Below are 12423 nucleotides of genomic sequence, written 5' to 3'. Positions count from 1 at the left end.
CAAACAAGCTTGGCACTTTTATGCCGAGCGGGGCAACCTCGAGTCATGGACGACATCTGGGATTGCGTGATCGCGGGCGGCGGCGCGGCGGGGTTGAGTGCCGCACTGGTTCTGGGACGGGCCCGCCGACGGACACTGCTGGTGGATGCGGGAGCGCCGAGTAATGCGGTGTCGCACGGCATCGGAGGGCTGCTGGGCCAGGACGGGCGGCCGCCCGCCGAGCTCTACGCCACCGGACGCCGCGAACTCGAGCGGTATCCGACCGTCGAAGTGCGCACCGGGGAGGTGGTCGACGCGGAACGCGGTGAGCTGTTCACGGTCCGGTTGGCTGACGGAGGCGCGGCGACCGCGCGCCGCCTGCTGCTCGCAACGGGCATGGACTACCGCCTGCCGGATGTGCCCGGCCTGGCGGATCTCTGGGGCGACACGGTGTTTCACTGCCCGTTCTGCCACGGCTGGGAGATGCGGGACGCGCCACTGGCCGCGATGGCGTCTGGCGGGCGTGCGGTGCACGCGGCGCTGATGCTGCGTGGCTGGAGCGATGACATCGTGTTACTCACCGATTCGTTGACCGAGGACGAGTTCGCGCTGGTGAGCGCGGCGGGGATCGCCGTCGACACGAGGGCGGTCGCGGAGGTCCGCGGCGTGCCGAACGGCGTCGAGATCGTGTTCTCCGACGGCGCGGTGCTGGCCCGCGGCGGCCTGATGGCCGCGCCTGTCATGCGCCAGCGGTCGGCGTTGGCCGAGCGGCTCGGCGTGCGCCTCAATTCAGGCAATCCGATGGCGGAAGACGCGGTGTGGGTCGACGAGTTCGGCCGCACGTCGGTGGCGGGGGTGTTCGCGGCGGGTGACGTCACCGTGCAGATGCCGCAGGTCGCCGCGGCGATCGCGGCCGGTGCGAAGGCGGCGGCGGCCACGGTGCAGAGCCTGCTCGCCGACGATTACGGATTGCCGGTGCCGGCATGAGCGTCGAGTTCTGGGAGCAGCACTACGGTGCGAAGCACCGCGTGTGGAGTGGCCGGGTGAACCCGCGGCTGGCCGAGATCGCCGAAACCCTCTCGCCGGGAACGGCGCTCGATGTCGGATGCGGTGAGGGTGCGGACGCGATCTGGCTGGCCCGACACGGTTGGCGCGTGGTGGGGGTCGACGTGTCCGAGACCGCGCTGAACCGGGCGGCCGAGGATGCCGCCAGAGCCGGGGTGGCCGAACGCATTTCGTTCGAACGTCACGACCTGTCGGTCAGCCTGCCCGACGGACAGTTCGATCTGGGGTCGGTCCAGTTCCTGCACTGTCCGTACGACTGGGACCGCGACGCCGTGCTGCGCCGCGTGGCCGAGAGGGTCGCGCCGGGCGGGTTGTTCGTGCTCGTCGACCACGGCTCTGCTCCGTCCGGCATGCACGAGGGCCATCATCACCACTTCCCGTCGGTGCACGAGGTGCTCGAGGGTTTGGCTCTGGACCCTGAGCGGTGGGAGCGGTTGCGTGTCGAGGCTGTCGAACGGGAGATGACCGGACCCGATGGTCAGGTGGCGACGATCTCTGACAACGTCATCGTGCTGCGTCGCGGTAGGCAATCGTCAGCTGCACCCGCGACCGGACGCTGAGCTTGCGGAAGACCGCCCGCAGGTGGGTGTTGACGGTGTTCGGGGACACGCTGAGTTCGGCGGCCGCCGACCGATTCGTGTGACCCGAGCTGATCAGCTCGACGACCCTCAGTTCCGTCGGCGTCAGAGCGTCCCAACCCGCCTGCGGCCTGCGCGTGGGGGTGCCGACCCGGATGTCGCGAACGCCGTTGGCGCGCAGGATCTCCGACACCGCCCGGCTGCCCGATACGGCGCCGGTGCGACCGTAGATCTGAGCCGCCTCGCTCAGCGCGGCGACGCCCTCGTCGGTGCGGTGGTGCGCCAGCAGGCTCGCGCCCAGATCGGTCAGCGCATCGGCCACAAGCATCGGCCGTGGCGATTTTCTCAGCACGGCAACGGCGCTCGCGAACGTCTCGGGGTCCTCGCGGAGCGATGCGCGGAGATGGAGCGCGGTGCCCTCCAGCGTCGCCACGCCCGGATTGCGGTGGGCGGCGATGTCGGCCATGTCGGCCGCGGTGCGGGCGACGTCGGGCCTGCCTGCCGCCAGCGCGATGCGCGCCATGATCCGTAACCACGGCGGTGACCACGGCCACGGATCGCGGAACTCGACCGCGCTGTCGAGCAGGGGCACCAGGGTCTCCAACGCCGCCTCGAGATCACCGGTGCCGGCCCGCAACCACCCCTGCATGAGTTGTATCCGGGTACCTCGCCGGTCGCTGGCGCCGTCGTCCTCGAGTCCGGTCAACCAGGTCGTCACGGCAGCCCGGTCGCCCCGGTAGGTGGCGACCGCGGCGAGCACCATGCGGGCGTTGAGGCGGAAGCAGTGGTTGCCGGTCTCGTCGGACAGCCGCAGCAGAGTTCGCGCGCCGGCTTCGGCAGCGTCGAACCGGGCCAGGTTGTGGTCCTGCCACATCTGCGCGTAGAGCATCGAGGGAAGCAATGCGTCCACGTCCTCGTGCGCCTCGCGGATCTTGGCCAGCATCGCCTCGGCGTCGTCGTAGCGGTCGAGGTGCTGCAGCGTGCGGATCTCCTCGGCCTGATATGCGGTGTCGGACAGCCTCCGCAGGTCGGCGAAGCGGTGCAGGGCCAGCTGGTGACGCCCCTCATTGCGGGCGACTTCGATCTGGGCCACCACGGCCAACCGCTGTGCGTACCCGTCACCGACCCGGCGGCCCTCGGAGAGCGCGTCGCGGGCCATCGCGGCCGCGCGGGAAGGGCGGGTCCTCGAGGCGGCCAGCGCGACGGCCCCACACAGCCGGGCGCGTGACTCGGGGGAGATGCCGTCGAGCATCAGGGCGGCCTGCGCGCGGCGTTCCATCGCCACGCAGTCACCCGTCCACCAGAGCGCACGGCAGGTCTGCAACGCGACGCGAGCTTCGGTCTCGGGCGGCGCGGGCGCGGCCAGCAGGTCCTCGGCGATCGCCAGCGCCTCGGTCTCGCGTCGGACATCGACCAACGCCTGGATCGCCCGCTCACCTGCGGTGTGCCAGAGCGGATAGGCCGCAGAGGTCAGGCCGAAGGCGGTTCTTGCCAGGTCGGCGGCCTGTTCGGGCATGGACACCGCACACTCGTCAGCCGCGCGCAGCAACGCGAGCACGGCTTCGTCGTCGTCCGGAGTCGCGCTGGCGCGGAAGTGCACCGCGGCAGCCAGGGCCCGGCCGCCGTCGTCGACGAGGTAGCGCGCGCATCGCCGGTGCATCGCACGGCGATCTTGCGGCGCGATAGCGGTGTAGAGAGCTTCCCGGACCAGGTCGTGGGGGAAGTACACCTCGCCGTCGGCATGGTCGAGCAGTCCTTGGGCCGCACCCTCGGCGACGAGCGGCTCGACCTCGGTGTGCGACAGGTCCCCGAGCAGGTGGGCCGCGTCGGATATCGGCAGCCCCCGGCCCCACACCGCCGCCAGCCGCACCAGCGTCGCGGCGCACTCCGAGAGCCCGGCCATCCGGCTGCGCACGCCCGAGGACAGCAGCGCATTCAAATCCGGGAGGTCTGCACCCGCGTCCGGGCGGCCCGCCAGGCCGTCCACCACCTGAACCGCCCAGAACGGGTTGCCGCCGACCCCGTCGAGGAGACGCCGGATCTGCGGCGACAGCGCTGTGCCCAACCGCTCTGCGGCGAGGTCGGTGATCGCGTCGACCGACAGCGGACCGAGGTGGATCCGGGTGAGGGTGGCGGCGTCGTCGTTGCCGGCAATCGCCTCCTCCAGCGCCTCGGCGGGCCGGCGGCTGGTGACGGCCCAGACGACTGGCGATCCGGCCAGGCGACCCGGCAGCACCCGCAGGGCGAACCTCGTCATCCGGTCCGCCCACTGGAGGTCGTCGATGGCGATCAGCACCGGGCCGTGGACGGCGAGCTCTTCCAGCAGCGAACTGATCCGATCGACCAGCCACAGCGGACGGTCGTACAGCGGCGCGAGACTGGCGAAGGCGTCGCCGGGCAGCAGAGGTTGTGGACCCGATCGCAACGCAACCAAAAGCGGTGCACCAGGGGCGATTTGGTCGCCCTCCTCGGCCTTGCCGCTGCCGGTGCGGAAACCGGCGCGCGCGGCTTCGGCCACCAGCGCACGCAGCACGGCCGTCTTACCGATGCCCGCTTCGCCGGTGATGGCGACGAGCGCGCCCTGGCCGGTGCGTTCGGCCCGGCGTAACGCGTCGAGCGCCTGCGCCATCGCCTGACTGCGCCCTTTCAGCGCCAGTTGCGCCATCCAACCGCTCATCTCATCCGAAGTCCCGACATTGGGAAAACGCGCGAACGCGAGAATTCTTTCCGTTGTCGACCTGTGAAAGTCCTGGCAGCGCGCCCGGAGCCATATGAACGGGTGAGGCGCCCGGCGGCAGCCGAGCCCGAGAAAGTTCATCAATTCGTGCGATGGCAAGGGGCCGCCGGGGGTGATTGAGTCAGTCGCGCTTGCGAAACCTACTCGCAAGTAAGTTCCGCTCGTGCGGTCACACAGTCAAGGGGTTTCACATGCAGGTAGCCGTTCGTCCACGTCTCACGGCGGGCGTCGCAATCGTCGGAGCGGGGGTCGTCATCGCGTCTGCGGTCGCACCCGTCGCCGACGTCCAACTTCGGTCAGAGGTACTCGCCGACGTGGCTCTGACGGCTGCGTCCGATCCGCTCGCGGTCTACGGCCATCTGTTCTCGGACGCGATCGACAACACCGGGACGCTGGTGGCCAACGCCCGGCCCTTTGAGCTGCTGCAGCAGGTGGTGCTGAACCAGATCGGTGGCATCGGTGCCCTGGCGGACGCGGTGGAGACGACGGGCCTCGGTGAGGCGCTGTCGGCTGCGCAGGAGCTGTTGGCGACGGCCGCAGAGGATCTCGCGGCGGGCAACGTCTCCGGCGCGACCGACGCGCTGGTGCAGATCCCGCTGGTGGTCGGCCTCCCGCTGACCGAGCTGCTCCCGGCGTTGCAGCAGCTGGTCACTCAACCGCTGTCGAACTTGGTGAACGTCGTCAACGCCTTCGACCCGAGCTCGCTGGAGACCCAGCTGCTGATCGGCGGACTGGTGGCTCCTCTCATCAGCACACCCGCGGCGTTCGGCGTCGCGGTGCAGAACATCATCAACGCCGCGGGTGCCGGCGATCCGGTCAAGGTGGTCTCGGCGCTGCTGGCCACGCCCGGTGTGGTTGCCGACGGACTGCTGAACGGCGGCTACGGCCCGGATCTCGGTCCGCTCGTTGGAGCCGGGGGGATCCCGGTCAAGGCGGGCGGGCTGCTGAGCTCGGCCGGCCTGCTGACGGACGCGGACGGCAACTTCTTCGTCAACACCGGCGGCCCGCTGGCCGCCGTCCAGCAGATCGTCAAGACCGTCACCACCGCCATCAGGCCGCCGGACGTGACGGCGTTCACGCGGGTCGAGCACGCCGCGGCCACGGCGATCCCGGCTGCGGACGCCCCAACCGTGACGCTGTCGACAGAGCCGGTGGAGAAGCCGGTGGAGAAGCCGGTGGAGAAGCCAGTGGACAAGCCCGACTCCGAGGCCGCGTCGACCCCGACCGTCCGTCCCTCGAAGGGTGAGGCGAAGGCCGACACCCGAGCGGATTCCTCGTCCGAGAGCGCGGACGCCCCGGCGGCATCCGGTGTGGCGAGCTCGCCCACCCGCGGCCACGGCGCGGCGAAGGGTGATCAGCCGGCGAAGGAGGACAGCGGCGCGTCGGACGAGGGTGCGTCGGGCGAGGGCTCGGCGGCGTCGAGCGGCGTCAGGGCCGGGTAACCCGACGTCGCCCCGACTTGTCGGAGGGCCGGTCTAGGGTGAACGTATGTTCGAAGTCCTGGAGTTGGCGGCGGTGAATCCGCTCGCAGACGAGGCGGATTTGATCGCTCGGATCGCCGAGCTGGAGCGCATAAAATCCGCCGCCGCGGCCGGTCAGGCGAGGGTGACGGCGGCGCTGGACGCCGCGCGGCGGGCGCGCGAATACGACGAAGGCGTGCCCGCCGCGAAACGGGGTCGTGGCCTCGCCAGCGAGGTGGCCCTGGCTCGGTCCGACTCGCCGTTCCACGGCAATCAGCATCTCGGGTTCGCCAAAGCGCTGGTCCACGAGATGCCCCACACCCTGGCCGCACTGCAGTCCGGAGGTCTCTCCGAATGGCGGGCCACCCTGATCGTTCGGGAGTCGGCTTGCCTGAGCGTCAACGACCGGCGCCGCCTCGACAACGAACTGTGCGCCGACCCGACCAGATTGCAGGGGTGGGGCAACAAGCGGATCGAGGCGGAAGCCAAGAAGATCGCCTACCGGCTCGACCCGCATGCGGTCGTCGACCGCGCGGCGCGCGCTCCCGCCGAGCGGAGGGTCAGCATCCGGCCAGCGCCCGATGCCATGACGTACGTGACGGCGCTGCTGCCGGTGGCGCAGGGCGTGAGCGTGTACGCGGCGCTCAAACGTTCGGCCGACACCACCTTCGACGACCGGACCGGTAACCAGATCATGGCCGACACCATGGTCGAGCGGGTGACCGGCCGCCCGGCCGACGTGCCGGTGCCCGTCGAGGTGAACGTGGTGATGACCGCTGGGGCGCTGCTCGGTCACGACGAGACGCCCGCGGTCGTGCAGGGCCACGGACCTGTTCCCGCGGCGGTCGGGCGTCGACTGGTCATCGAGGCCGCCGGCGATGCGCGCTCGAAAGCCGCGCTGCGCCGCCTCTACGCCAAGCCGGTCACCGGTGCGTTGGTCGCGATGGAGTCGCGGGCGCGGCGCTTCCCGAAAGCGTTGGCGGCGTTCATCGCCGCGCGGGATCAGACCTGTCGGACGCCGTACTGCGACGCGCCGATCCGCCACACCGATCACGCCCACCCGTACCGCCGCGGCGGGCCGACCAACGCGGTCAACGGACTGGGCTTGTGCGAGCGCTGCAACTACATCAAAGAGGTGCGGGGGTGGCAGGTGATCACCGCGAGCGACGAAAAGGCCGGCCACACCGCGGTATTCACCACCCCGACGGGCACCCGGTACCGCTCGACAGCGCCGCCGGGGCCCGGTGCCACACCCGTCACTGTCAGCCGCATCGAGACGCGGATTCGGAATCATCTCGGCGGGCTCCGCGCGTCCTGAGATCCAGACAGGCGCCACCCGCGGCGCTCTACGAGTACGGCTGTTCGCGGCGACGGTGGCGGCCCGCTACCGTAATGGGGCGGACGAGTTGGCCGGGCGGCCGCGGACCGGAGACGGTTCGAGGAAAGTCCGGACTTCGCAGAGCAGGGTGATTGCTAACGGCAATCCGAGGTGACTCGCGGGAAAGTGCCACAGAAAACAGACCGCCGCCGCTGAGCTTTCGGGCTCCGGCGGTAAGGGTGAAACGGTGCGGTAAGAGCGCACCAGCATTCCGGGTGACCGGAGTGGCTAGGCAAACCCCACCCGAAGCAAGGCCAAGAAGGCCGCACGCGAGTGCGGTCGCGCAGGCGCTCGAGGGCTGCTCGCCCGAGCCTGCGGGTAGGCCGCTCGAGGCACCCGGCAACGGTGTGTCCAGATGGATGGTCGCCGCTGTGGGTCCCCGGCAACGGGGAATCGCAGAACAGAATCCGGCTTACAGGCCAGCTCGTCCGCCCGTCACTTCCCCTTCTTGCCGGCCTTGCGCACCGCCTTGTGGAGAGAGCTCATCACGTCGTCGAGCTCTTCCTCGGCGCTCTGGGCGATCTCGTCCTCGAGGCGGTACAGCACCCCGTAGGTGAAGGTGTCCTCGCCGGCGGTATGGGCCGCGGCGGCCTGCTCGCTGAGGTGGGTGCGGCTGACCACGCTGTCCTGATGGTCGCCGAGCAGCGACTGGACGGCCTTGGCCTTGTCCGACACCTTGGCCGAACCCGTGGCCGCGGCGGTGTAGCGCAGCTGTTTGGCGCGCTTGCGGATCTTGTGCAGCGACTCGTCGCGCTCGTGGCCCGTCGCCTGCCCCGCCTTCTTGGCCGCCTTGCGGATGCGCTTGTACGAGCGGTCGATCGTGACCGGCTCCGCTGCGGAGCCGTCCGTCGCAGCGGCCGGATTCGCACTCACCAGACCGTCGAGGGCGTCGAGCAGCCGGAAGTACCGCTGCGAGCGCATCGCCACCAGCGACCGGCGCCGGCCCGCCTCATAGCGCCGCCGCGCGCCGTCGACCAGCCGTTCCCGCACCGGGCCCCGCACCAATTCGGACGGCAGGGAGTCCAGCGCCTTCTCGTACTTCTCCGCGAGCACTTCGGCGTCGCGCGCCACCCCGAGCAATCCCGCCAGCTGACGCAACTCGTCGAGCACCCACGCGTCGTCGGAGATGCCGAACGCGGACTCCGAGGCCTGCAGCAGGCTGCGGATCTTGCGCGTCGTGACCCGCATCTGATGCACCGAGTCCTCGACGTCGTCACGCACCGCGCGGTCCCAGGCCACCAGATCGTCGACCAATTCGGCGACCGCGCGGTGCACCGGATCGTCCTTGCGGGTGGAGACCTCCTCGTCACCACCGCTGCCGGTGTCGAGCACCCGGGCCAGCTTCGAGCCGTGTCCGGCGGGACCCGCACCCGCATCCAGGAGTCGGTTGGCCAACCGGTCGAGCAATTCCGGCGTGTGCTGCGCGTGCTCGGTCAGCTCCAGCTCCCATTCGCGCCACTGCTGTTCGGGACCGTCGTCACCGGCCGACGCCGTCACCCGGTCATCGCAGAATTCGGCGACGGGATCGCCGTTCGCGTCGTGCAGCATGTCGATCGTGCGCTCGGTGCTGATCCTCGCCACTGGTGCCAGCGGCCGGTCCCGGACGATCGCGAGCACGATGTCGCGGAGTTCGTCGGGCACGTCCGTGTCGCCGTCACCGAGCGGAGCCCGCACCTCGGTACGCGCGTCCGGACCTGCCGGCAGCTTCAGGTGCCAGCCCGCGTCCGTTCCGCCGGTGCGCCGGCGCAGCGTGATCCGGTGGGCGGCCAGATCGTGGCCCGGTGTGTCGTAGTAGACGGCGTCGAGGTGCTCGACCGGCCGCCGCTCGACCGACGACACCGCCGAAAGCCCTTCGAAGGACGGCGATACGGTCGCATCCACCACCTCGAATTTGCGCTCGACCTCGGCGTAACGGGCGGGCTTCGTCTTCTTGCCAGACATGCGGCAAGCGTGCCACACGAAGGTGAACGACCACGGTCGACGAGCATCGCTACAGTCCCGGTGTGAGCGAATACCAAACCATCGCGTTCGATCAGTCGGGATCCGTCGCCCGGATCACCCTCAACCGCCCGGACGCCGCCAACGGCATGAACGACACCATGACCGCCGAACTGGCCGACGCCGCCGCCCGCTGCGACACCGCCGCGACCAAGGCCGTCGTGCTCACCGGGTCCGGTCGGTTCTTCTGCGCGGGAGGCGATCTGAAGGCCTTCGCCACCGCACCCAGCCGGGGCCGCTTCATCAAGGGCGTCGCCGACGATCTGCACCGCGCCATCTCGACCTTCGCCCGCATGGACGCCGTCCTCGTCACCGCCGTCAACGGCGCCGCCGCCGGCGCCGGCTTCAGCCTGGCGATCGCGGGCGATCTGGTGCTCGCCGCCGAATCCGCCTCGTTCACGATGGCCTACACCCGGGTCGGGCTGAGCCCGGACGGCAGCTCCTCCTACCACCTGCCGCGGCTGGTCGGCATGCGCCGTGCCCAGGAGTTGATGTTCACCAACCGCACGCTGTCGGCGGCCGACGCCTACGACTGGAATCTGGTCACCGAGGTGGTCCCCGACGACGCACTCGCCGACCGGGCCACGCAACTCGCCGATCAGATGGCAGGCGGCTCAAGGGGTTCCCAGGGCACGGTCAAGGCGCTGCTGTTGGCGTCGCTGAAGAACAGTCTCGAGGAACAGATGGAACTCGAGGGTCGTGCCATCGCCCGTCAAGCCGATTCCGCCGACGGCCACGAGGGTGTCGACGCGTTCCTCGGCAAGCGCCGGGCCGAGTACTCCTAGAAGGAGTGCTCCTCGGCCGGGAACGCTCCGGCCGCCACCTCGTCGGCGTATTGCGTTGCCGCGCGGCGCAATTCGTCGCCGACGGCGCCGAAACGCTTGACGAACCTGGCGGTCCGGCCCGCGGTCATACCGGCCATGTCCTGCCACACCAGCACCTGGGCGTCGCAGCTGGGGCCGGCGCCGATGCCGATGGTGGGGATGGTCAGCTTGCCGGTGATCTGGGTGGCCAGTTCGGCGGGCACCATCTCCATCACCACGGAGAAGGCGCCGGCCTCCTGGACCGCGATGGCGTCGGCGATGGTCTGATCGGCCGCGTCGCCGCGGCCCTGCACCTTGAACCCGCCCAGGCCGTTGACGCTCTGCGGGGTGAAGCCGATGTGGGCCATCACCGGGATACCCGCGGCGCTCAGCGTCGCGATCTGCTCGGCGACGCGCTCACCGCCCTCGAGCTTCACCGCGTGCGCACCGGTCTCCTTGAGGAACCGCGTGGCCGTTGAAAGGGCGAGCCGAGGACCTTCCTCGTAGCTGCCGAACGGCAGGTCGGCGACCACCAGGGCGTGCGGTGCTCCGCGCACCACCCCCCGGACCAGCGGGATGAGCTCGTCGATCGTCACCGGCACCGTCGTGTCGTAGCCGTAGACGACGTTGGCCGCCGAATCGCCGACCAGCAGGACGGGGATGCCGGCGTCGTCGAAGACGCGGGCGGTGGAGAAGTCGTAGGCGGTCAGCATCGCCCATTTGTGGCCTTCGGCCTTCCACTTCTGCAAGTGGGTGGTGCGCACCTTGATGCGGGGCTTTTCGGTGGACGAATCCTGCGCAGCGCCGTAGACGGCTTGTTCAGACATCGTTGTCCCTTGCGATGGTCGGGTGATCCTCGAGGCCACAATCGGGTCCCCGGGTTCGTCTGACGTGGCCCAGTCTGCCACTTCGGTCCGGGCAGGTGAACGTCGTGTTAAGTGGATTTCCTCACACCGCGCCGATCCGCCCCTACGCTGGAAAGATGCAACGGCTCAGCGGCCTCGACGCCAGCTTCCTGTACCTCGAAACGCCCCAGCAGCTGCTGCACGTCTGCTCGATCCTCGAACTCGACACCACGACCATGCCCGGCGGTTACACCTTCGCCAAACTGCGGGATGCGCTCGCCGAGCGCATCGCAGCGATGCCCGAATTCCGCGAGAAACTCGCCGACTCCCGCTTCAACCCCGACCATCCGGTGTGGGTCGACGATGACGACTTCGACATCGAACGCCACGTCCACCGCATCGCTGTCCCCGTTCCGGGCGGCCGCGAGGAGCTCTCGGAGATCTACGGCCACATCGCCTCCCAACCGCTCGACCGCAGCCGGCCGCTGTGGGAGAAGTGGATCATCGAGGGCATCGACGGCGTCGACCCCCGCGAGGGCGGCCGGGTCGCCGTGCTCACCAAGGTGCACCACGCGGCCGTCGACGGCGTCACCGGCGCGAGCCTGATGTCGAAGCTGTGCAGCACCGAACCCGACTCGCCCGCACCCGAACCGGTCGAGGGTGTCGGCGGCGGCAACCAGGTCGAGATCGCGCTGAGCGGTGCGGTCAAATACGCCACCCGGCCGCTGAAGTTCGTCAACGCGGTGCCAAGCACCCTCAACACCGTCGTGGACACCGTGAAGCGGGTGCGTGCGGGATCGTCGATGGCCGCACCGTTCGCCGCGCCGAAGACCGCGTGGAACGCCAACGTGACCGGCCACCGCAACATCGCCTGGGCGCAGCTCGACCTCGAGGACATCAAGACGGTCAAGAACCACTTCGGCGTGAAGGTCAACGACGTCGTGATGGCGCTGGTGTCCGGTGTGCTGCGCAAGTTCCTGCTCGACCGCGGCGAACTGCCCGAGAGCCCTCTGATCGGCATGGTGCCGGTGTCGGTGCACGACAAGTCCGACCGGCCCGGGCGCAACCAGGTGTCGGGCATGTTCTCCCGGCTCGAAACCCACATCGCCGACCCGGTGGAACGCATCAAGGCCATCGCCGGGGCGAATTCGGTTGCCAAACAGCATAGTTCGGCCATCGGCGCGACCCTGCTGCAGGACTGGACGCAGTTCGCCGCGCCCGCGGTGTTCGGCACCGCGATGCGGGTCTACGCCGCGAGCCGGCTGTCCGGCGCGCGGCCGGTGCTCAACCTGGTGATCTCCAACGTGCCGGGTCCGCAGATGCCGCTGTATTACATGGGCAGCGAGGTCAAGGCGATGTACCCGATCGGTCCGGTGTTCCACGGAGCCGGGCTCAACATCACGGTGATGTCGCTCAACGGCAAGCTCGACGTCGGCATCGTGTCGTGTCCGGAGTTGCTGCCCGACCTCTGGGGGCTCGCCGACGACTTCGGTCCCGCGCTGGACGAGTTGCTCGCCGCCGTCGACTAGCGGTCCGACAGCCGCCCTCACCGGCCAAGATCGCCGTTCATGGCAGCATGT

The 12423-nt window shown here is 69.7% G+C and carries 9 protein-coding genes and 1 other RNA gene; 7 read left to right on the top strand and 3 right to left on the bottom strand.

Annotation, left to right across the window (positions count from 1 at the left end; all coding sequences use genetic code 11):
• The first annotated feature begins 45 nt into the window (after positions 1–45).
• Both A5757_RS10195 and A5757_RS10190 read left to right on the top strand, forming a co-directional pair.
• The gene (locus A5757_RS10195) at positions 46–966 is read left to right on the top strand and encodes an NAD(P)/FAD-dependent oxidoreductase (RefSeq protein WP_066832769.1); all 921 of its coding nucleotides are present in this window, start codon (positions 46–48) and stop codon (positions 964–966) included.
• Entirely contained in the window at positions 963–1604 is a 642-nt protein-coding gene (locus tag A5757_RS10190) for a bifunctional 2-polyprenyl-6-hydroxyphenol methylase/3-demethylubiquinol 3-O-methyltransferase UbiG (protein WP_066832766.1), read from the top strand. The genes A5757_RS10195 and A5757_RS10190 overlap by 4 nt, the downstream gene beginning before the upstream one ends.
• Here the strand turns inward: A5757_RS10190 and A5757_RS10185 are convergent.
• A complete protein-coding gene (locus tag A5757_RS10185) occupies positions 1549–4287 on the bottom strand; it encodes a LuxR family transcriptional regulator (protein WP_197497309.1) in 2739 nt (912 codons plus the stop codon). The two genes, A5757_RS10190 and A5757_RS10185, sit on opposite strands and share 56 nt — an antisense overlap.
• 263 nt (positions 4288–4550) lie before the next feature.
• Between A5757_RS10185 and A5757_RS10180 the strand changes: the two genes are divergently transcribed.
• The 3 genes from A5757_RS10180 (at position 4551) to rnpB (ending at position 7628) form a co-directional block, all read left to right on the top strand.
• Entirely contained in the window at positions 4551–5801 is a 1251-nt protein-coding gene (locus A5757_RS10180; RefSeq protein ID WP_066832760.1) for a hypothetical protein, read from the top strand.
• A gap of 46 nt (positions 5802–5847) precedes the next feature.
• On the top strand, positions 5848–7137 hold the full coding sequence (locus A5757_RS10175; protein WP_066832757.1) for an HNH endonuclease: 1290 nt from the start codon (positions 5848–5850) through the stop codon (positions 7135–7137).
• Between the two features lie 84 nt (positions 7138–7221).
• Positions 7222–7628: RNase P RNA component class A (rnpB, locus tag A5757_RS10170), an RNA gene on the top strand.
• A gap of 4 nt (positions 7629–7632) precedes the next feature.
• On the opposite strand, the gene A5757_RS10165 is transcribed toward rnpB, so the two are convergent.
• Entirely contained in the window at positions 7633–9138 is a 1506-nt protein-coding gene (locus A5757_RS10165; protein WP_066832754.1) for a CYTH and CHAD domain-containing protein, read from the bottom strand.
• A 62-nt stretch (positions 9139–9200) separates the two neighbouring features.
• Between A5757_RS10165 and A5757_RS10160 the strand changes: the two genes are divergently transcribed.
• On the top strand, positions 9201–9980 hold the full coding sequence (locus A5757_RS10160; RefSeq protein ID WP_066832751.1) for an enoyl-CoA hydratase/isomerase family protein: 780 nt from the start codon (positions 9201–9203) through the stop codon (positions 9978–9980).
• On the opposite strand, the gene panB is transcribed toward A5757_RS10160, so the two are convergent.
• Positions 9977–10825 carry a 3-methyl-2-oxobutanoate hydroxymethyltransferase gene (gene panB / locus A5757_RS10155; RefSeq protein ID WP_066832749.1) on the bottom strand — a complete coding sequence of 283 codons (849 nt, stop codon included), beginning with the start codon at positions 10823–10825 and terminating at the stop codon, positions 9977–9979. The two genes, A5757_RS10160 and panB, sit on opposite strands and share 4 nt — an antisense overlap.
• A gap of 155 nt (positions 10826–10980) precedes the next feature.
• On the opposite strand from panB, the gene A5757_RS10150 reads away from it, so the two are divergent.
• On the top strand, positions 10981–12372 hold the full coding sequence (locus A5757_RS10150; protein ID WP_066832747.1) for a wax ester/triacylglycerol synthase family O-acyltransferase: 1392 nt from the start codon (positions 10981–10983) through the stop codon (positions 12370–12372).
• The last annotated feature ends 51 nt before the right edge of the window (positions 12373–12423 follow it).

It is taken from the genome of Mycobacterium sp. 852013-51886_SCH5428379 (genome assembly GCF_001665575.1).
Classification (GTDB): Bacteria; Actinomycetota; Actinomycetes; order Mycobacteriales; family Mycobacteriaceae; genus Mycobacterium.
This window is presented reverse-complemented; position numbering and strand designations above follow the sequence as displayed.